The sequence below is a fragment of the Chlorogloeopsis sp. ULAP02 genome, assembly GCF_038404745.2.
Classification (GTDB): Bacteria; Cyanobacteriota; Cyanobacteriia; order Cyanobacteriales; family Nostocaceae; genus Chlorogloeopsis.
The window spans coordinates 274,417-295,660 of sequence record NZ_JAYKTT020000002.1 but is presented as its reverse complement, the minus strand read 5'-3'; the positions used below and the strand labels follow the sequence as shown (position 1 = coordinate 295,660).

Sequence of the window (21,244 nt, the reverse complement as noted above, 5' to 3'; positions counted from 1 at the left end):
CTATTTCATAGACTTTGCTTCTAAGAAAAATTGCCGGATATTTTCTACAAATGCCACTGTATTTTCAAAATGAATATTATGCCCGGCATTCCTAATTACTTTCAACTGACTTAATTTACATATATTAACCATTTCTGTATTAATATCTATAAATTTTTCATCATATTCGCCAGCTAGTAAAAGTAAAGGAATTGTATTATCTTGAAGTTTTTCCCATAAAGAAGGCTGAAATCCTGTACCCATCATCCGTAGAGATTTTGCTAATTCCTTCGGATTATTCTTTAGCCTAATTTCTATCAATTGCTGAAACTGTGGATGGTTTTTTATATTGCCAAAAATTGATTGGCTATACCAAGTTGACAAGAAAGATATCCAATCACTTTCTTCAACAATTCTGTTTAACTTTCTTGCTATTTGCTCATCATGTTTTACTCTTTCTAATCTTTTTACTTCTGTTGGCAAACCCGGAGAAGCTGATTCCAACACAACTTTAGTAAATCTGTGGTGAAAATGTAGAGCAAGATATAAAGCTAATCTACCACCCATTGAATAACCAACCAACAAACCTTTAGAAATTTTTAAATAATCTAATAAATTAATTAAAGACAAAGCTGTATTTGTCATTTGATAACATTCATCACTACCTAAAATTTGAGTTTGCCCATGTCCAGGCAAGTCAATTACAAGACAATTAAAATCCCTCTCTAGTAACTGAATAGCTTCCTCGAATTCATGGCAGTTGCCCATAAAACCATGTAGAAAAATAATTAGTGGTCGATTGGGAATGCCACGTAAATAATAGTGATATTTATAGTTTGCTAGTATCATCTTTTTAAGTCACGAGTACCACTATTTAGCACTACCTTAGATTACAAAAGTTTTTAATAAGCAATAAGTAAAAAATCTCAGACAAAAAACCAGATATAAAACCTATTTTAATTACAGCGAATTTCAAGTTGGTGAGGTACCAAAATTTAGTCTCAAAGTCATAATATAATATCTGTCATCTGCTGTATGAATCACGGCTACTAAATTATGCTGTAAATCTGCATGAATTATTGATAGGACATAAATAAAGTCCGCCGAAACGGACTTGAAGAAACATTTGAGATTTAGGAACTTAGACGTTGTCTACTCAAACCCCAATTTCCGCAAACGCACTTAAGGTAAGAACCTATCTAAAGCAGCTTTGAGTTGCTCAATTTCGACATCAATATTACCCTCTTCTGCGGCTCTAAGAACACACTCACTTAAATGTTCATCTAAAACAATTCGTGCAACCCGATCCAGTGCACCCCTCACAGCAGCAATTTGGAGTAGAACATCAGGACATGGGCTATTTTGCTGTACCATTGTCTTGATACCGCGAATGTGTCCTTCTATACGTGACAATCGGTTGACAATTCGCCGTAGAGACTCTTCACTATGGACGTGAGCATGAGCCAACTGCCCGTGTTTGTGAGTGTAATCTGCATGGGCATGATCTTTATCCTCAGGAAGTAAATCTTCATCTTGTTCACAACTGGGCAAGGATGATTTGGCAATTTGCTTCGATCCGTTCATTGGTGTTACAGAAATTCTGGTATTAGATTAGATCCTAGCCTAGAGGGCATAACAGAGTCAGAAATTAGAATAGAAGTTATAAATCATAAATTTTTCCTACGTTTTGCCTTTTCGGTTTTATTATTAACTCTGGAAATGGATGAAAGCCGAACCTTGAAAGTGTAAATGTCTAGAATAGCTTTTTAATGATTTTTTTTAATAAATTTAGTATATAGGTATGTCGTGCCAGATCCAAAGTAGAAGATTGAGCCAGACCATGAAACATCCTGATGAGAGTAAGCGTCAATACGCAGAGATTCTCATCTAACCTGTAAAAAAGCTTCACACAGAAAGCTCACTATTACGCAACTACATAAAATGAAATATTAGGTTGTGGTTATGCGATTTTCCCACTTACCCAGATCTATACGTCAATTTACTACCCACGTTTTAGCCGTAATTTTGGGAGTTGTACTAACTGTTGGTACACTGCGAGTTTCTCCCTCCCAAGCTGAACCGGCACCGAATCCGATCACAGCCGACACGTCACAATTAGTTGCCCAACGGCAATCACCAGCAGCAGCAGCTATTGGTAGCAGTAGCTTTGTGACGGCAGCTGTCAATCGTGTTGGGAAAGCTGTCGTCAGAATTGATACTGAACGTACGGTGACTCGCCGTATGCCTGATCCATTCTTTGAAGATCCATTTTTCCGGCGGTTTTTCGGTGAAGGCTTTCAGGGACAACTTCCTCCAGAACAATTACGTGGTCTTGGTTCTGGTTTTATTATCGACAAGAGTGGCTTGGTTTTGACCAATGCCCATGTGGTTGATAAGGCTGACAAAGTGACGGTACGCCTCAAAGATGGTCGCTCTTTTGAAGGTAAAGTTCAAGGTGTGGATGAGGTTACCGATTTGGCATTAATTAAGATTAACGCTGGTGATTTACCAGTTGCTCCTTTAGGTGCCTCATCTAACGTTCAGGTTGGAGATTGGGCGATCGCTGTGGGTAATCCTTTAGGATTTGATAATACTGTCACCTTAGGAATCGTGAGTACCCTCAGACGTTCCAGCGCTCAAGTCGGTATCCCTGATAAACGCTTAGATTTTATTCAAACCGACGCTGCGATTAATCCTGGTAACTCTGGTGGACCTTTATTAAATGAGCGGGGTGAAGTAATCGGTATTAACACAGCTATTCGTGCCGACGCAATGGGAATCGGTTTTGCTATTCCCATTGACAAAGCCAAACAAATAACAGCTCAATTGGAACGTGATGGCAAAGTAGCTCATCCCTACTTGGGCGTGCAAATGGTGACTTTGACACCCCAGCTAGCAAAACAAAATAACAGCGATCCCAACTCCCCAATTCAGGTTCCAGAAGTGAACGGAGTTCTGGTGGTAAGAGTTTTACCCAACTCCCCGGCTGCTAATGCAGGCATTCGTCGTGGTGACGTAATTGTCCAAATTGAAGGACAATCAATTACTAGTGCCGATCAATTACAAAATATTGTGGAAGATTCTCGTGTTGGTCAGGTGTTGCAGGTGAAAATACAACGCGGTAACCAGACACAACAGCTATCTGTGCGCACGGCAGAGTTGCAAAACGCTTCTTTATAATCTGATTTCACCCTACTGTTGGGTATTAGGGGCAGACCTTGTGCCTGCCCCTAAAATATCAAGGGCAGTTTAGGATATCAAGAGAGCTTTGAGCCTGTTCCCTGTTCCCTACTATGGTCAATTTGCCCCTGCTTTCTTTCTTGATAAAAACTGACGTAAACTCAGCAAATTTAAAGATTGTCCTACAGCTAGTGGCAAAAGGGATACTCCTTCTAAACGAGACTGTAACCAACCTTCCCCCCAATACCACTCGTGAAACCCATCAATTCCTTGACTTAAAATTAAACGCAGGCAGTTGGGTTTTGCCACTTCCACCTGATGAAGAATTGTGATCGGCCCAGTTCGAGTAGTAAATTGCAATCCTGAATGTAACTCTTCTGGCATTCCGGGAGATAAACGGCCAGAAAGGAGCCATTTTTCTAGTTGTACAGGACGTAGCAGACAATCACGAAGTTCAGCTTCGGAGGCTTCGATTTCTATCCGCAATAAGCTTTTTTGAAAAGTACCCAGCATTAGATAAATCGTTTGCAAACGTAGGGGATTTTCTCGATCTTACAAAGAAGAACTTTTGTAAGATCGAGAATTTGGGGTAATTCACTATCTCAATGTACGGATATCCTTGTTTAATTTGGTCACTTTTAATCAAACTGTGAACTTAGAATAGAAGAAGTAAATTTGTAAAGAAATGTAAGGTTTTTCATGGCGGATCAATTAATTCGCGCCACAGCAGCCGATGGTGGAATTCGTGCAGTCGGTGCTATTACCACTCGCTTAACCGAAGAAGCACGGCAACGCCACAAGCTTTCCTATGTGGCTACGGCTGCCTTGGGACGAACTATGGCAGCAGGCTTGTTAATGGCGTCCAACATGAAGCGAACCGGTTCTAGGGTTAATGTCCGAGTCAAAGGAGATGGCCCTTTAGGTGGTATATTAGTGGATGCAGGCTTAGATGGCACAGTCAGAGGTTTTGTCGAAAATCCAACTGTGGAACTGCCTCCTAATACTAAAGGTAAGCTAGATGTTGGTTGTGCTGTTGGTGAGGGCTATCTTTATGTTGTACGCGATGTCGGTTACGGCTACCCATACTCCAGTACAGTAGAATTAGTCTCTGGTGAAATCGGCGATGATGTGGCTCATTACCTCGGTGCTTCAGAACAAACACCCTCAGCAGTGGTTTTAGGTGTATTTGTGGGTGCAAATGGAGTAACGGCTGCGGGTGGCTTACTAGTACAAGTGTTGCCCAAAGCAGCGAGAGATGAAGCTCTAATAGAAACCTTGGAATCACGAGTTGCCGCTTTATCTGGTTTCACACCATTGTTGCAGGCTGGCAAATCTTTAACAGAAATATTTCAAGATTTGTTAGGAGATATGGGATTGGCAATATTTCCTGAAACTCAAATGCTGCGCTTCCACTGTGGTTGTTCTTTTGAGCGTGTTTTAGGAGCACTAAAAATGCTGGGAGAAACAGAATTACAAGATATGATCACTAAAGATGATGGTGCTGAAGCAACTTGCGATTTTTGCGGCACAGTATACCAGGCAAGTAGCGCTCATTTAGCTCAGTTAATTGTCGATTTACAAGCAGAATCTTCTGCTACAAATTAGTAGTATAAATACATACCCAAATTGTAAGATGGTAATGATATCTATGGAGATAAGTTCGTGCAAGAGGTAGCTTTTTCCCGATAGGAGGGTTACCATGACAACAACAGAAATTGAAATTTAAGGCTGATCGCTGTTAAATTACCTCGGTGTGAAAAATGACAGAGCGGGATATTCCAGAAAGTTGGTCGCAAAACGGAGGCATGCAGCCAGATCCGATAACAAGATTATCCCAATCAAAACCAGGTGTGCCAGCTAGTGGTTCCACCTCGAAGTCTGCAAAGCGGTCAAAACGGAGAAATCCTGAACCACCATCTCCGGAAGATGATCTTCATTCCCAACCAACTTTGCCACCTAGCCATAGTTCCAAAAAGCTGCCGCGCTGGGTGAAAAGTTGGGTTTTGTGGGTGTTATTGTTAACAATAATCCCTGGAACTGTAGCATTCATGTCAATGGCGATGCTGTTAAAACTGCCAGCAGCGCCAAACTGTCCAGCGATTTTCTGGCCTCTTGCTAGTGCTTCGGTAAGATTGCACTGTGCTCAACTAGCAGCTTCTAAGCAAACTGTAAAGGATTTGCTGCAAGCGATCGCCCTGGTTAAACAATTGCCAAGAAGCCACCCACTGCGACCGGAAATAGACCGTTTTATAGAAGAATGGTCGCGAGATATTGTCAAGTTGGCTTCGGAAAGTTTCCACGCTGGCAAGTTAGAGGAAGCGATCGCCACAGTTCGACAAATTCCCGAAGATGTACCTGCATACAAACTTGTAGAAGAAGAAATCTCTAGCTGGCAATCAATTTGGTCGGATGCAGAAAACACCTACAATGAAGCAGAAGCTAAAATGCGCGAGCAAAAATGGCACGACGCATTTATGACTGCTGCGAAATTACTGCGGGTAGATAATAGATTCTGGGCAAGTATTAAATATGATGAATTAAATCGTCTGATTACCGTAGCTAGAGAAGACGGCGAGAAATTAGCAAAAGCCGAAGGATTGGCACAAAGCGGCAATGTGGACAATTTAATCAAAGCGATCAAGCTGGTAGAGTCTATAGAAAAAAGCAGTTACGTTTATCAGAAGGCTCAAGAAAAAATTCCCAATTTTGGACGCCAAATGTTGGAGTTAGCGCAGCAAAAATTAGACCAGCGTGATGCTGACGAAGCTATTTCCATTGCCCAACAAATTCCTCCGATTACCGGATTGGAGTTGGAAACAGAAGACTTTATTGCTTTGGCTGAGGCGCAAAGAAATGCCTGGGTAGGTAACGTAGCCGGCTTAGAGACAGCTATTGCCCAAGCCAGCCAAATTGATGCATCAAGACCAAGTTATGAAAAAGCACAGCAGTTGATTGCCTTCTGGCAGCTAGAAATTGAAGATGTCGCTAGGCTAGATAGAGCGCGATCGCTAGCGCTTCAAGGCTCAATTCCCGATTTGGCAGCAGCCATTACCGAAGCACAACAGATTCCCGATACTAATCCTCGTGCGCAAGAAGCAAAACAAGAAATTAATGGCTGGGTTGCACAGATCCAGACAATTGAAGATAAACCATATTTAGATCGTGCTGAACAAATAGCTGTGTCAGAAGATGTCAACTCCTTGCAAGCTGCGATCGCCGAAGCAAGTCAGATTAGTCGCGGACGTGCATTATATCGAGAAGCGAGAAGAAAAATTGCCAATTGGACAGCAAAGGTTCAGCGTATTCAAGATCAACCTTTCCTAGATCAAGCCAGGAATTTGGCTAGCCTTGGCAACCTTGCCGGTGCGATTACGGTTGCACGACAAATTGCCCCAGGAAGAGCACTTTCTGGTGAAGTACAAGCAGCCATTGATGATTGGCAAGGACAAATTGACGCAACAGAGAATTGGAAAAAAGCACGGGAAGTAGCACTGGCTGCCAATCCAGAAGCTCTGGCAGAGGCAATTCGATTGGCTAATCGAGTGCCTGTTACTAGTTTTTTAAGAACCGACGTTAATATAGCCATTGATCAGTGGAGCCAGCAAATATTGCAAACAGCACGCTCTCAAAGCGAGTCTGATATCTTGAAGGGAATTGAAACAGCTAAACTAATTCCCCGTAGCACAGCTGCTTATAGCGAAGCACAAGAGCAAATCCGGATGTGGCGCGAGCTGCTTAATCCTAAACCTCAACCACAGTTTCAGCCACCACCACCATCAACGCAGCTACCAACACCGTTGATGATTGAAGGACAGTAGCACTTAATTTTATTTATATCTGTGTTATCTCCTAACCTGAGGATATTTCAAAGGTTGGGGCTCTGAATTTGCATTACCTGCTCCACAGTCAAGTCAACAATGAACTAGAATTAATTTTTATGCAATAGGGGCAAAACAGATTTCTCAGGCACAGACTACAGCGCTGTAAAGTTTAGAATATTTGTTTGCATTTACGTTGCATATGTTATAAAGGGGATTTAATTGCTACACAAAGCTACTGACAATATCTCCTGTCGATTTTTTAATCTGGCATAGATTGTTCTTTATATAAAATATGAGCTATCATCTTTGGCCAAGCAGTTGTAATGTGACACTCAATATTGAGCAAGTTCACACTTAAACAAAATTTTGACAAACTGTAAGAAAGCTGAATGTGCCTTTGCGCTAACGATTACAGTCTTTCATTTCCAATTTGTCTTCCATAAATTTCTTGAATTTACATTTAGAGGTAATTAATGACTATTACTAATTTTAACAAAAAAAACAATCAAAATCAAGGATGGAAACAGCAACCGCTGTATCAAGAACCAAATTTGCTCGAAACGAGTTTTCAAGATGACAACATTGAAATGCCAGATATTTCTGGTGAAGATTCGATTTGCAATGTCTCAAATCGCGGTCGAGTAGTTGTTTTGATTGATGGTTCAAACTTATTTTATGCAGCTTTACAACTAGGTATTGAAATTGATTATTCAAAATTACTTTGCCATCTAGCTAAAGGTGGCAAACTTTTGCGTGCTTTCTTCTACACCGGAGTTGATCGCACCAATGAAAAACAACAGGGTTTTCTATTGTGGATGCGTCGCAATGGTTATCGTGTAGTCACCAAAGATGTAGTGCAATTTCCTGATGGTTCTAAAAAAGCCAATTTGGAAGTTGAACTTGCTGTAGATATGATGACTTTAGCTCCCTACTGCGATACTGTGGTTCTAGTGAGCGGAGATGGAGACTTGGCTTATGCTGTTAATGCTGTCTCCTACAAAGGAGTAAGAGTAGAGGTTGTTAGTTTACGCTCAATGACTAGCGAAAGCTTAATTAATGTGGCTGATTGCTTCATTGACATCGATAGTATTAAAGAAGAAATTCAAAAGGCTTCCCATTCCCATTCTCAGGTTAGTTATATGTAGCCTCTTAAAATTAGGGGCTAGGGACTAGGAGCTAGAGGCTAGGAATATAGGTTTTCATTACCTGCTATCAGTTGGTAGAGGGTGATCGCGCACTAACTCCTTTGGAATTGTGCTTCTATTTGCTTGACTACTGTTAGTGCAGAGTAACTGACGCCTGCGGTACCTTCACCGGGATGGGTTGAGTCACCAACCAACCACAAATGGTTGATGGGTGTACGATTGGCAAAACCAAAAGGGCCAAACGTAGGTATTCTTTGACCAATACCACCGACAATTCCTTGCTCGCGTGCTGTAAAATGTGCAAACGTGCGGGGTGTTGCTGATTCTACATGAATCATAGTTTCCGGTTTTAAGTAGAAAAATTGAGCAAGGCGAGCGATCGCATCTTCTGTATACTTTTTCTTTAAACCTTGATAATCTTCTGTGTGCCACCAAGTTTGCGGATCTACAAAGGTGGATGCAATAATTGTGCTTCTTCCTGCAGGCGCACGACCATCCCCTGGACGACTAACGGATACAAATAAAGAATTGTTCTCACCAAGCGGGCCATTCCCATCATACATAAACTGAAGGTGGGGTGGACATTCAAGCGGAATAGCGCTTTCATCCACACCTAAATACACTACAAAAGCACCTGATGCGGGTGGTAATTTGTGTACACGCTTTTGATATCCACGGGGCGCTTTCTTGCCTAACAATTGCATTAAATTTTGGACAGTAACGTTAGCAACTATGCAATCTGCTGGTTCAGTCCACACTTCCCCAGTTTTGCGATCGTGAATTACCACTGCTGTTGCTTTGCCATGCTTGACGATAATTTGTTCGACACTATGACGCATTAACAACTGTCCGCCATTTCTTTCCAAAGCTTCTACTAAGCGATCGCTCAGTACCTGCATACTACCTTGCAGATGAAATAATCCTTGCGGTTGTTGCGATACACTCAATGCCGTAGCCGCGTAAAGTAAAGCTGTTTCCTCGGCATTTACCTGAGAATATAGCTTCAATTGCAAATCCAAAAATGTGCGCAAACGTCTATCATTTTCTAATCCATAGGCACGCAAAGCATCCCCAACTGTAAATAAGGTATAAGGCACGGTAATTAATGTACCTGGACGTACCGCCTGAATTAGTTGTGATAAATCCCAAAGGTTACGGGGTGGTAGTACCGGGTTGCGTCCTTGAAATTCCCAACTCGCTTTAAATAATGCTGCTATTAACTGCCAAAAAGGCTCACTACCAGGAAACTGCCTTTGCCGTTCTTCTTGCCATTTTTGGGGATCGCGCCAAACATTTACAGGTGTTTTTTCTCCAGGTAAATAAACAGCACAAGCGGGATCGCAAGGTGTGGCTTTTGGTAATTCAATTGCTAATTCAGAGAATATTCGCTGGTGGATTCCTCCTGGCTCCAATCCTGCTACTTGGGTAGCCCCCACATCAAAGGTAAAGCCTTTACGCTTAAAGGTAGAAGCACAGCCTCCTGGTACTAAGGCTTGATCCAAAATTAGAACACTGTATCCTCTACGCGCCAATAATGCTCCAGCTGTGAGTCCGCCGATTCCAGCACCAATCACGATCGCACGGGATTTATTTTTACGACTGGTCATTGAAGATTTCTTTATATTTCTTAATATTTATATTTATAATTTTATCTGATTGTCGCAATTGCCCATAACAAAAGCGCCTTCACAACACAGGCAAGACTCAGTAAATTTTCTGTACTGAAGTGATATCTTTACAATGCTCAATTAAAGCCTATGTAAGATATAGAGTATTAGCGTTCCTCTCAATCACCCATGACCTCAACCCTGCTAAAATTTCCTCGTCTGAATGCACCCACACTACACCAGTTGCCCAATGGTTTGACAATCGTAGCTGAACAGATGTCGGTGGAAGCAGTTAATCTCAGCTTGTGGGTTAACGTTGGTTCAGCCATAGAAACGGATGCAATTAATGGCATGGCTCACTTTCTAGAGCATATGATTTTTAAGGGGACTGAGCGGCTAGCAATGGGCGAATTTGAACGTCGAATTGAAGAGCGGGGTGCTGTTACCAATGCCGCCACCAGCCAGGATTATACTCATTACTATATCACTACTGCTCCTAAAGATTTTGCCGAGCTTGCCCCACTCCAAATAGATGTGGTACTAAATGCTAGTATTACTGACGACGCCTTTGAACGGGAGCGATTTGTCATTTTAGAAGAAATTAGGCGTTCTGAAGACAATCCCCGTCGTCGAACTTACAGAAAGGCAATGGAATTAGCATTTGAAGAGCTACCTTATCGACGTCCGGTATTAGGCCCTGAAAAGGTTATTTCCCAACTCCAAGCCCAGCAAATGCGGGATTTTCATAGTAGCTGGTATCAACCTCAGTCAATTACAGCTGTAGCTGTGGGCAATTTGCCAGTAGAAGAATTAATTGAAATTGTTGCCGAGGGATTTACACAAACTGATCGCCATCAAAAAACAATAATCAACAAGCAACATTTAGCGATCGCTCCCGAACCTAAATTTACAGAAATCGTCCGCCATGAGTTTATTGATGAAAGTCTCCAGCAAGCAAGACTGGTAATGCTTTGGCGAGTTCCAGGGTTGCTCCAACTCGATGAAACTTATGCCTTAGATGTTTTGACAGCTATTTTAGGACATGGGCGGACATCTATGCTTGTCAGGGATTTGCGAGAAGAACGGGGACTAGTTTCCCATATCTCTGCGAGCAACATCACTCATAAACTCCAAGGGACATTTTATATTTCTGTCCATTGTCCGGTGGAAAATTTAACTGTTGTAGAAGAGGCGATCGTCCAAAATATCAGGAGACTGCAAACAGAAATCATCCCAGAGTCAGAAATTGCCAAAGTGCGCCAGCGAGTTGCGAATCGGTTTATTTTTGGTAACGAAACACCAAGCGATCGGGGCGGGTTGTATGGCTACTATCAAACATTGATAGGAGATTTGGAACCAGCCTTTGATTACCCGAATCACATTCAGGCGCAGAATGCAACTGACTTGATGGCAGCAGCCCAAAAGTATCTTTCTCCTGACGCTTACGGTGTAGTAGTTCTCAAACCACATCAGTAAACAGTTCTCAGTATTAGATAATATTAACTGTCCTCTGTCCCCTATCTCCTAAACAATGTGGACTGAAATTGATGCCCATATTAGTCAAGTAAGTGGCGAAAAATTTTGCTCCTCACAGCGACGCAGCGTTGGTGGTGGATGCATCAATCAAGGATATGCTGTCTGTGATGGTAAGCGTACTTACTTTACCAAGCTTAATCAAGCATCCCAAGCTGCCATGTTTGAAGCAGAGGCATTGGGTTTACAGCAAATGTTCGATACAAATACCATTCGCGTTCCCAAGCCAATTTGTTGGGGAACAGCAGGTAATTCTTGCTATTTAGTGTTGGAATGGTTGGAGATTGGTTCGGGTAATACCAAGTCTTGGGAAGAGATGGGGGGCAAATTAGCAGCAATGCATAAAGCCATCAGCCAGCAAGGTTTTGGGTGGGAAATAAACAACACTATCGGTTCTACACCCCAAATTAACACTTGGACATCAGACTGGGCAGAATTTTATGCCAAACATCGTTTAGGTTATCAATTCCAGTTAGCAAGACGACGGGGCGGGCGTTTTGCCCAAGCAGAAGAACTACTGGCAGCGATTCCTGAACTATTAGAAGGACACAACCCGCAACCTGCTTTGGTACATGGTGATTTGTGGGGTGGGAATGCTGGGTTTAGCGTGCAAGGAGAACCTGTAATTTTCGATCCAGCAACTTACTTTGGAGATAGAGAAGTTGATATCGCAATGACAGAACTTTTTGGTGGTTTCCCAGCAGCATTTTATCGGGGGTATAGCGAGATATTTCCCCTAGATGAAGGATATGAGAAGCGAAAGACTTTGTATAACTTGTATCACATCGTCAATCATTTTAATCTGTTTGGGGGCGGGTATGAGTCTCAGGCTAATAGTGCGATTACAAGAATTTTACGCTAAATTTTGCCCTAAAACCTTGACTTTTAACTTTTAACTTTTTCACTCTCCCACTCTCCCCTACTATGGACTATAGTCAGTTTTTCAGGAGTTTTGGGAATGAGCGCAGCAACAGATCCCGTGAAATTGATGAAGCAAGAAGTAGGCAAAGCTGCCGCAGCTTTAGTCAAATCAGGTTCTATCGTTGGTTTAGGTACGGGATCGACTACGGCATATGCCATTCAGTTTATCGGAGAACGCCTTCAGTCTGGTGAACTCCAAGATATTGTTGGTGTTCCTACCTCTTTTCAAGCAGAAGTTTTGGCAAAGCAATATGGTATCCCGCTAACCACTTTAGACGCTATTGACCATATTGATATTGCCATTGATGGTGCTGATGAGGTAGATCCGCACAAGAATTTGATTAAAGGTGGCGGTGCGGCACATACTCGTGAAAAGGTAGTAGATTATCTAGCTAATCAATTTGTTGTCGTTGTCGATGGTGGCAAATTAGTCGATCGCCTGGGTTCAGTTTTTCCCGTGCCAGTAGAAGTTATTCCGATGGCAGTCACGCCCGTAATGCAGGCGATAGAAAAGCTTGGTGGGAAACCAGAACTCCGTATGGGAGTCAAAAAGGCTGGCCCAGTAATTACCGACCAAGGTAATATGGTAATAGATGTTAAGTTTGAGACTATAGCTGATCCTGAAAATCTAGAGAAAACACTGAATAATATTCCTGGTGTTTTGGAAAACGGTATCTTTGTCAATTGTGCCGATGTAGTTTTAATTGGCGAAGTCAAAGATAATCAGCCTGTGGTAAGGAAGATATAAGTTTGTAGAGACAAATCTTGTGTGCGATCGCAACAGTCAAAAAGATGAGAGTGCGATCGCTTTTTTGTTTGCTCATTTACCAAGCTCTTCTTGCTGCCGCTGCTTCTCATACTCTCGTAACTGCTGCAATAACTTTTGTTGAGATGAGTTTAGAGATTCTAAATTAACATTTGGTTGAAGTTGTTTGTTAGCACTTGTCAAAGCAGGAGGTGAAAGGTGAAACATCAACTGTTGTTGACTTTTTTGTGGTGTTGTTAGTCTGATATTTGGATTTTTAATGTCCGTTTGAATTGCATCTAAGGTGGATGCAACTTGCACTTGCTGTTGCATTTGTTCTGTAGAAGACACCAAACCACTCAAACCATTAATCAACTGCTTAATTTTTTCCCGCAAAGCTGGATCGCCAGTTATATCATCCAAATCAGAGGTGATTTTCTGAGTATTTTCAAATGTTACTCGTGCAGAATCCAGAGTTTGTTGCAGTACCAACAGATTGCTAGGAGTATTTAGCGCTTGGGTAGCATCACGCAAATTAGCTGAGGCTTGGGCTGCATTTGCCGAGAGGGTTTCTAAATTTTGTAGTAACTCTCCTTGCGTTAACCGATTTACGGTAGGTGATAGGCTACCAACTGTTGTTCGCAGTTGATTGCTGGTTTCGGTAATATTATTTAACGCTGTAACTAGCGAAGAACGATTTGTTGTCACCAGGGTATTGAGGTTATTGAGCAACTGATTAGCTTGATTTGCAGTTACACTAATTTCCTTGGCTGTAGTACCAAATTGAGCAACAGTTCTAGAAGTGGATACACTGATTGTATCTGCCGCATCTGATACTGCATTTGCAGCATTTGAAAAACTATTCAATTGGCTTTGCGTAGATTTAGTCAAATTAGAGATATCACGACTGAGTTGAGCTACTTCGGCTGCGGCAACAGAAGTGTTTCTTAATGCTTCATTGGCATTGCCATAGAAATTTGGCTGAGTATAAAGAACAGCCAAGCGACTGGTAGTGCGAATTAACTCATCAAGGCTAATACCAATTTGACCTTTTAACCGTGAGCCATTACAAACAATCAAGCTAGGATCGCAATTTTTGTCTAATGGTTTAGCAGTAACTTCTTGGGAGGTTAATGGTGATTTGGGTGTAATGTCAACGATACTTTCGCTAATCAAACCGGATTGATTGGCTTCTACCGTGACATCACGAGGGATAACAAGGTTAGGATCGGCAATTTCTATTTCTACTTCTACATTGTTTGGCCCCGGACGGATAGCGGAAATATTACCAACCTTAACGCCGCGGTAGCGAACCGCAGCCCCCCTTTGCATCCCACCAGCATTAGCAAATTCAACAAACACTTTATACGAGCTTCTAGCAGCAGTAAAGCGATTTAACCATAAGATAATCGCTCCAAATACGCCTAACCCCACTAATATCAATAATCCGACAGAACCTTCTCTCAATGTTCGCGATCGCATTTTTTCTCCTCCCTATTGTTAATTGCTAATGACTAATGGTTTACTGCAATGAACTTAGCTATTAGCATTTAGCACTTAGCAATCCAAAATCCCATATTGTCTTAACCTACTACTTGAATGGGTCCTGATACCTTTCCACTCATAAACTGTCTGATCAAAGCATTATCTGTGCTATCGATTTCGTTAACTGTACCCTGCCACTGCACTTTACCTTGATAAAGAAGGATAATTCTGTCTGCCGTCCGGCGAATAGTACTGTCTTGGTGAGTAACAATTGCGTAGGTACCACAGGCTCCCTGCGTAGATTGTAACTGCCTGATTAAATCTTCTATGACTGTTGAAGCGATCGGGTCAAGTCCAGCTGTAGGCTCATCATAGAGTACAACTTCTGGCCCTTCTTCAGGGTGTTCGGGATTAGACATAATCGCACGGGCAAAACTAACTCGTTTGCGCATACCTCCAGAAAGTTCCGCAGGATAGCGATCGCCTATCCCTGGCAAACCCACCATCTCCAATTTTTCTTCAACTAACTCGCGAATACGCGCTCTTGGCAATTTCGAGGATTGATACAATAAAAATCCTACATTCTCCTCCACACTCAGTGAATCAAATAACGCCGCTTGCTGAAATACCATCCCAATGCCAAGCGGATCGCCTCCATCCTCAATCAAACCCTCGCGCCGGGTTCCTTGTATGTAAATTTCTCCTGCATCGGGGGCTATTAACCCCGCTATCACGCGTAAAATTGTCGATTTACCAGTGCCACTAGGCCCTATTATCCCTAATGCTTCTCCTTGATAAATCGTCAAATCAATATTATCTAAAACCTTATTGTTACCAAAGGACTTAGAAATTCCTTTTAATTCAATCAATGGTTCGATCATTAGTCAATGGATATTGGATAGTGGTTAGTGGTAAACAACCAACTACTAACTACTAACTACTAACAAACAACAAAAATGCAAGATAGTGATGTCATCGTTATTGGTAGCGGTATTGGCGGGTTATGTGCTGCTGCGTTACTTGCTCGTTATGGCAAACGCGTAATTGTATGTGAAAGCCATACAATTCCTGGTGGTACTGCTCATAACTTTAGACGAAGGGGATTTGAATTTGATTCTGGCCCCTCATTCTATTGTGGTTTAACAGACGCCCAGAGTTTAAATCCCCTCAAACAAGTTTTGGATGTTTTAGGTGAATCGTTAGAAGCTATACGCTACGATCCGTTGGGACATTATCATTTTCCAGAAGGTACTTTTGCAGTTTACAGCAATACCGAGCTTTATCGTCAAGAGGTAGCAAAAATTACCCTGAAAGGAGCAACAGAACTAGAACAGTTTACCCATCGCCTCTTGCCTTTGTACGAAGCTATGAAAGGTATACCTAGTCTAGCACTGAGAGCAGATTGGCAGATGTTTCCTGTCTTACTCAGGCATTACTTGCCATCTTTGTGGAAAATGCTACCCCATTTATCCCTTGTCCGAGCTTCTGTAGGTGATGTGATGGATGCTACAGTGCAAGATTCTTGGGTGAGGCGGCTGATTGATTTAGAATGCTTCCTACTTTCTGGTTTAAAGGCACACGGTACTATTGCTCCAGAGGTAGCTTTTATGTTGGGAGAACGTTCCCGTGCTGGTGTTGAGTATCCGGTAGGTGGGAGTGGGGCAATTGTCAATGCCTTGGTGCGGGGATTGGAACGCTGGGGTGGGAAGTTGCTGTTAGGATATCACGTTGAGCAAGTTTTGGTGGAGGCTGGAAAAGTTGTAGGTGTGCGGTTGGGAAAGAAAGACAAGGGGACACGGGGAGGTGGAGACACGGGGAATGATATCTCCGCGTCTTCAATTCTCAAAGCACCGATAGTAATTTCTAATGCCAGTATTTGGGATACTTACACAAAACTTTTGCATCCCGAAGAATTACCTGCGTCTTATCGACAAACGGCTTTAGCTACACCAGCAGTCGATAGCTTTATGCATTTACATTTAGGTATTCGTGCCGATGGGTTGGAGAATTTGACAGGACATCATGTGGTAGTTCACGACAGCAGCGAGGATATCACCACACCAGGGAATACTTGCATGATCTCAATTCCCAGTGTTTGGGATGCAGCACTTGCTCCCAAAGGGCATCATGTAGTTCACGCCTACACCCTGGAACACTATGCTGGATGGGAACGAAATGAGGAATACGAACAAAAGAAACAACAGAAAGCAGAAACTTTATATCGCGCCCTAGAAAAAATTATTCCCGATCTCAGACAGCGCATAGTTTTAGAACTGATCGGTACACCACTTACCCATGCTTATTATTTGCGGAGATATCAGGGAAGTTACGGCCCTGCGATCGCAGCGGGTAAAGGAATGTTTCCAGGGCCGCACACACCTATCCAAGGATTATATCGCGTCGGTGACAGCACTATGCCGGGAATTGGTGTGCCAGCAGTGGCAGCATCTGGTATTTTGTGTGCGAATACGTTGGTACATCCCCAGCAAACAACAGAGCTACTTTGCTAATTGTTCTCTCATAACTGACAAATTGCTTTCAGGGATTGTAGTAACTCCATTCCACGTCGAGGTTCCATGAGATTTAGTAATGGCATGAGTTGATAAATTGGAGGATTACCTTGTTGAAGATGAACAAATTGATAATACTGTCCGTTTGTTACCAATCTCCAAACAGATAATTGATTCTGTAAGCTGCGAGATGCATATGTCAGCAATTGGGGCAATCCCTCGGATGGAGAAATACTACTATTTTTAGATTCAATCAATAATATCCAAAAATAAGCATTAGCTGTTGTTTTTTTAACTTTGTTAACAGCTAAAATGTCCATTTTTCCTTTAATTATTTTATCTTCATCTTCAATTTCTATATCAATAATATCTTCTTCCAAAGTAATTTCGATTGGATAATGATAAAACCCTGCCAATCTTAATAGAGGAGCAATTACAAGGAACTTTACCTGACCTTCGGAAACTTTACCAGATGTGAGGTAGCGGCGAAAGTCATCTCTAATTTGCAGAAGTTCTTGTTGTTCTAACTCTGTGAGAGGTTCTAAAGATAACAGAGGTGAAAATGACTCAATATACTGTTCTTGAAAGCCAAAAAGGCGCTGCACATCTTCTAGGGATAAATTGCGGGTGTTAAGAATGGTCATTTGTTTTTGCTGAATGGGATAGTCTAGCGTAGATGCTGCACAGATTATTGCTCTATATTGACAGTGTAATAATCTGTTTTTAAGATGGCAAAGCAACAAACGCAATATTAAGTTTTGCTAGGTTTACGCAAAAATTTAAGTAGCCCATTTACAAGGATTATACTGGGAACTAAATTAGCAGATAATAGTTCTAATTAGTTTAACCAAACTAATGTGCTTATTTTGCTTGTAAATATGAAATTCACTACTTTAAAAATTTCATTTACATTGATGCTAATTGGCATCAGTATTTCACAACCAGCTTATTCTCAAAATCCTATCTCAAAAACATCTAAACTGTCTCAAGAAGTTCCTAAACTACGCCAACAGGGGCAAAGCGGGTTAGAAGTATTTCTCAAATCTCACGTTAATGAATTAAATTCTCCACAAATTCGAGCGGCTTTAGATGAACTTTGTCAGCAGCGAGATTGTTATGCTTCAAAGCTGTATTGGTATACCAACTTAGAGCAAGCAAAATCTGCCGCCAAAGCTAGTGGTAAACCAATTCTATCTTTACGGTTGTTGGGTAACTTAAATACAGATCTCAGTTGTGCTAACAGCCGATTTTTTAGAGTAGCACTTTATCCAAATACTGAAATTTCTAAGAAACTAAGAGAAGATTTTATCCTACATTGGCAATCAGTGCGTCCTGTACCGAAAGTAACGATTGATTTTGGCGATGGACGTAAATTAGAACGGACAATTACAGGTAATAGCATTCACTATATTCTCGATAGTTCCGGACGTCCGATTGATGCTATTCCCGGATTATACAGCCCCAAAGCTTTTTTAAGTCAACTACAACAGGCAGAAGTAGCAGCGAAGGAAATTAGCAAACGTAACGGCTTGGAACGAGAGGCTTTTTTACGCCAGTATCACCGCGATCGCCTCAATGTTATTCAAACCCAATGGACAGCAGATTTATCTCGGCTAGGTATTCAATCTCCACCACGAATGGTAGAATCTCCTAATAGTTCCAGTGAAACTCCCAACGCTACAGTAGCAGGTTCTTTAGCAGTAGCGAAGATGAGAGTGGAAAGTCCTATGCTGAACACAATCCAGCCTGGGAATGCAGGAAATCAAAACACTCCCTCAGAAATTACCGATCAAGGGACTTGGAATAGAATTGCCCAATTGCATTCTGCTGATGCCAAGCTTGATGGAAACAGTATTGCTTTAATCCGCGCTAAAAAAAATCAGTCTACCAAAAACCCGGAAGAGAATTTCACCAGACTGATTCGCAATTTTGAAGCTGCAATGGCTCTTGATACAGTCAGAAATGAATATATGCTGCACAGACAAATTCATCAGTGGTTTGTACAGGGTAATCAAACTACTAATGTAGAGGCATTGAATGAAAGAGTTTACGCTGAATTGTTTTTAACTCCTAGTTCAGATCCTTGGTTAGGGCTTGCCCCAAATGATATTTACAGTGCAATTGATAATGAAGGCATCCGTAAGTGAAATCCCATTGCTTTCTTATTAACTTAACAATGACATTTCAGCTTTACACTCTTCTAACAATCGTTGTCGCAATGTCTCTAGGACTTTATCTACATAATCTACCAAACTACTACTTTCAATAGCCAAAGGTTCTAAATGCCATCCTTCTAATTCAAAATGAAGGAGTGGACATTTTCTTAATTGCAATTGTTCAATGAAAAAACTGACATCATCTTTTGCAATACAATCCGATTTAAAGGAAATAATTGCGGTTAAGTTAAACAAAGTTTTGCTTTCTTTAATCATACATCTAGTTTGAGAACCATTTGGAAATACAAAGAAGTTAAGAAAAGGGTTTTCCACACCAGCAGTATTACTAATTTCAGGTGCCAGTAGTAAAGAAGGTTGGTTAATAATAAAAGTATTTTGATGTTCAATTTTTAACTGCCGTAAATACAAGAGAAACTAGTACATCAGAATTTATGGTATTAGCAAGGGTTAAAAAGTAACCTTGAATAACTGTACGACTGAGGTTTTCAAATTCAGGTGGTACATTTGGCAAACCAGGTGGCAATTGAGGCTTGACGAGAAGCTCAAAGGTTGAAAGAAGCATAAATTCACCTTATTTAGTAAAGACTAAAGTTCCCAGACATTGAGAACATGAACTATTTTTTAACTGTTGCAAAAACAGACAAAAGCAATCAGTTAAAATCAGCAATAGCTATCACAATCACTATTACTAACTTGTAAGCTCTTGGTATTCATTCAAATGTCAATATGGAAATTTCTTAGTTCTTTACAAAACTTTTCAAAGTAAAATTATTCTACGCAGAAATAAAAATGTCTCTAGTGAGTGTGAGTCTCAATTACCCCTACCAATCAACACCAAATCTGCACAACCTTTCCTTGCAACTGTTGCCCCAACCAAGGCGTATTATCAGAGAGTGTATGCAGGCTTTTTCTTTCCACTTTCCAACTTTGCTTGGGATCAAATAAAGTTAATTCTGCCTTTTGCTCTGGCGCGATCGCACTCGGAGTTTGTTTTAAACACTCTGCCGGGCGACTACTCAATGCCTGCCACAACTCTACAGCTGTAAATTCCCCGGTTTCTACTAAAAACTGCCACAACAAGGGCAATGCTAACTCAAAACCAATGGCTCCAGGTGGTGCTTCGGCAAAGGCGACGGTTTTTTCTTCGTAAGTGTAGGGTGTGTGATCGATTGCGATCGCATCTATAATTCCTGTTCTTACTGCCTGCCGCAACGCTTGCAAATCTGCGGGAGTTCCTAAAGGCGGTTCCAAACGCAGGCTAGGATTGTAACTTTTCACAGCTTGCGTATCAAGTAAAAGGTGCATCCAGGTAGTGCTGGCTGTGATGGGCAAATTTTGAGCTTTGGCTGCTGCAATCAGTTCGACACTACGGGCAGTTGAAACACGCATGATATGTACTGGCGTACCCATAGCGGCTACTAACTCGATCAAAGCAGCGATCGCACTTGTTTCCGAGGCGGCAGGATTTCCAGGTAAACCAAAGCGAATCGAGTCTACTCCTTCCCGCATCACTCCATTACCCATGAGTTGGCGATCGCAACACCAAAGTGCGATTGGTTTAGCTAATAGCTGGAGATATTCCAACACTCGCCGCACCAGCACCAAATTTTCCAATGGCTGGCGATCAGTAAAACCAATAACTCCCGCCGCAGCTAATTCTGCCAATTCTGTCATTTGCTTGCCAGCAACTTCTAGGGTAATTGCACCCCAGATGTTGAGATGGGGAAGAGAGGAGGGGGAGAGGGGGAGAGGGGGAGAGGGGGAGAATCTTTTTCCCGTATCCTCTTGCCTACGTGTCTTTTGTAACAACTGTGCTACCACAGCAGGATGATCGATGGGTGGGGAGGTATCAGGTAAGATGCTGATTCTGGTAAATCCTCCAGCAGCGGCAGCTTGCAAGAGAGACGAGAGGGTTTCCCGTTCTTCAAATCCCGGTTCTCCGGAGTGGCTGTACAAATCTACCAATCCCGTTCCCAGAACCAATCCACGACAATCTTGGATGTGAGTGTTACTAGGGATATCAGAAATATTACTGGCAACCACCTGGATGTAACCGCTGCTCAAAAGCACATCGGCAATTTTGTCAGTTCCAGAAACGGGATCGATTACCCTTACTTGTTGTAGCAAAATGCTCGTCATAG

At 41.9% G+C, this 21,244-nt stretch carries 19 protein-coding genes; 9 read left to right on the top strand and 10 right to left on the bottom strand.

What is annotated here, in order from left to right; genetic code table 11:
• Positions 1 to 828 (bottom strand): 2-succinyl-6-hydroxy-2,4-cyclohexadiene-1-carboxylate synthase, encoded by an 828-nt coding sequence (gene menH / locus U2718_RS03445; protein WP_341995105.1) that lies wholly within the window; start codon positions 826 to 828, stop codon positions 1 to 3.
• Positions 829 to 1,161: 333 nt separating this feature from the next.
• On the bottom strand, positions 1,162 to 1,563 hold the full coding sequence (locus tag U2718_RS03440; RefSeq protein ID WP_341995103.1) for a metal-sensitive transcriptional regulator: 402 nt from the start codon (positions 1,561 to 1,563) through the stop codon (positions 1,162 to 1,164).
• Positions 1,564 to 1,941: 378 nt separating this feature from the next.
• On the opposite strand from U2718_RS03440, the gene U2718_RS03435 reads away from it, so the two are divergent.
• Complete coding sequence (locus U2718_RS03435; protein ID WP_341995101.1) at positions 1,942 to 3,159, top strand: HhoA/HhoB/HtrA family serine endopeptidase; 1,218 nt, start codon at positions 1,942 to 1,944, stop codon at positions 3,157 to 3,159.
• A 117-nt stretch (positions 3,160 to 3,276) separates the two neighbouring features.
• Here U2718_RS03435 and U2718_RS03430 read toward each other — a convergent pair whose 3' ends face one another.
• Positions 3,277 to 3,672 carry a hypothetical protein gene (locus U2718_RS03430; protein WP_341995099.1) on the bottom strand — a complete coding sequence of 132 codons (396 nt, stop codon included), beginning with the start codon at positions 3,670 to 3,672 and terminating at the stop codon, positions 3,277 to 3,279.
• Positions 3,673 to 3,858: 186 nt separating this feature from the next.
• Between U2718_RS03430 and hslO the strand changes: the two genes are divergently transcribed.
• The 3 genes from hslO to U2718_RS03415 all read left to right on the top strand — a co-directional run bounded on the left by hslO (position 3,859) and on the right by U2718_RS03415 (position 8,125).
• Positions 3,859 to 4,764: an Hsp33 family molecular chaperone HslO gene (gene hslO, locus U2718_RS03425; RefSeq protein ID WP_341995098.1), complete on the top strand. Its 906-nt coding sequence runs from the start codon at positions 3,859 to 3,861 to the stop codon at positions 4,762 to 4,764.
• A 155-nt stretch (positions 4,765 to 4,919) separates the two neighbouring features.
• Entirely contained in the window at positions 4,920 to 6,977 is a 2,058-nt protein-coding gene (locus U2718_RS03420; RefSeq protein ID WP_341995096.1) for a chromosome segregation ATPase, read from the top strand.
• A 476-nt stretch (positions 6,978 to 7,453) separates the two neighbouring features.
• A complete protein-coding gene (locus tag U2718_RS03415; RefSeq protein ID WP_341995093.1) occupies positions 7,454 to 8,125 on the top strand; it encodes an NYN domain-containing protein in 672 nt (223 codons plus the stop codon).
• A gap of 92 nt (positions 8,126 to 8,217) precedes the next feature.
• Here U2718_RS03415 and crtD read toward each other — a convergent pair whose 3' ends face one another.
• Positions 8,218 to 9,732, bottom strand: a complete 1,515-nt coding sequence (crtD, locus tag U2718_RS03410; RefSeq protein ID WP_341995091.1) for a C-3',4' desaturase CrtD — start codon at positions 9,730 to 9,732, stop codon at positions 8,218 to 8,220.
• Between the two features lie 189 nt (positions 9,733 to 9,921).
• Here crtD and U2718_RS03405 point away from each other — a divergent pair, with 189 nt between their 5' ends.
• From U2718_RS03405 to rpiA, 3 genes are all read left to right on the top strand, one after another.
• On the top strand, positions 9,922 to 11,208 hold the full coding sequence (locus tag U2718_RS03405) for a pitrilysin family protein (RefSeq protein WP_341995089.1): 1,287 nt from the start codon (positions 9,922 to 9,924) through the stop codon (positions 11,206 to 11,208).
• Between the two features lie 55 nt (positions 11,209 to 11,263).
• Positions 11,264 to 12,127: a fructosamine kinase family protein gene (locus U2718_RS03400; protein WP_341995087.1), complete on the top strand. Its 864-nt coding sequence runs from the start codon at positions 11,264 to 11,266 to the stop codon at positions 12,125 to 12,127.
• 96 nt (positions 12,128 to 12,223) lie between these two features.
• Positions 12,224 to 12,934 carry a ribose-5-phosphate isomerase RpiA gene (gene rpiA, locus U2718_RS03395; protein WP_341995085.1) on the top strand — a complete coding sequence of 237 codons (711 nt, stop codon included), beginning with the start codon at positions 12,224 to 12,226 and terminating at the stop codon, positions 12,932 to 12,934.
• Positions 12,935 to 13,006: 72 nt separating this feature from the next.
• On the opposite strand, the gene U2718_RS03390 is transcribed toward rpiA, so the two are convergent.
• Positions 13,007 to 14,413, bottom strand: a complete 1,407-nt coding sequence (locus U2718_RS03390) for an MlaD family protein (protein ID WP_341995083.1) — start codon at positions 14,411 to 14,413, stop codon at positions 13,007 to 13,009.
• A 101-nt stretch (positions 14,414 to 14,514) separates the two neighbouring features.
• Positions 14,515 to 15,297 (bottom strand): ABC transporter ATP-binding protein, encoded by a 783-nt coding sequence (locus U2718_RS03385; protein ID WP_341995081.1) that lies wholly within the window; start codon positions 15,295 to 15,297, stop codon positions 14,515 to 14,517.
• A 75-nt stretch (positions 15,298 to 15,372) separates the two neighbouring features.
• Here U2718_RS03385 and U2718_RS03380 point away from each other — a divergent pair, with 75 nt between their 5' ends.
• Positions 15,373 to 16,926 carry an NAD(P)/FAD-dependent oxidoreductase gene (locus tag U2718_RS03380; RefSeq protein ID WP_341995079.1) on the top strand — a complete coding sequence of 518 codons (1,554 nt, stop codon included), beginning with the start codon at positions 15,373 to 15,375 and terminating at the stop codon, positions 16,924 to 16,926.
• An 8-nt stretch (positions 16,927 to 16,934) separates the two neighbouring features.
• On the opposite strand, the gene U2718_RS03375 is transcribed toward U2718_RS03380, so the two are convergent.
• Entirely contained in the window at positions 16,935 to 17,570 is a 636-nt protein-coding gene (locus tag U2718_RS03375; protein WP_341995078.1) for a restriction endonuclease subunit R, read from the bottom strand.
• Between the two features lie 234 nt (positions 17,571 to 17,804).
• Here U2718_RS03375 and U2718_RS03370 point away from each other — a divergent pair, with 234 nt between their 5' ends.
• Positions 17,805 to 19,073: a hypothetical protein gene (locus U2718_RS03370; protein ID WP_341995076.1), complete on the top strand. Its 1,269-nt coding sequence runs from the start codon at positions 17,805 to 17,807 to the stop codon at positions 19,071 to 19,073.
• An 18-nt stretch (positions 19,074 to 19,091) separates the two neighbouring features.
• Here the strand turns inward: U2718_RS03370 and U2718_RS03365 are convergent, their stop codons facing one another.
• From U2718_RS03365 to U2718_RS03355, 3 genes are all read right to left on the bottom strand, one after another.
• Positions 19,092 to 19,511 carry a hypothetical protein gene (locus U2718_RS03365; RefSeq protein ID WP_341995074.1) on the bottom strand — a complete coding sequence of 140 codons (420 nt, stop codon included), beginning with the start codon at positions 19,509 to 19,511 and terminating at the stop codon, positions 19,092 to 19,094.
• Positions 19,486 to 19,665: a hypothetical protein gene (locus U2718_RS03360; protein ID WP_341995072.1), complete on the bottom strand. Its 180-nt coding sequence runs from the start codon at positions 19,663 to 19,665 to the stop codon at positions 19,486 to 19,488. The genes U2718_RS03365 and U2718_RS03360 overlap by 26 nt, the downstream gene beginning before the upstream one ends.
• 266 nt (positions 19,666 to 19,931) lie before the next feature.
• The gene (locus tag U2718_RS03355; RefSeq protein WP_341995070.1) at positions 19,932 to 21,242 is read right to left on the bottom strand and encodes a dihydroorotase; all 1,311 of its coding nucleotides are present in this window, start codon (positions 21,240 to 21,242) and stop codon (positions 19,932 to 19,934) included.
• Positions 21,243 to 21,244 lie beyond the last annotated feature (2 nt).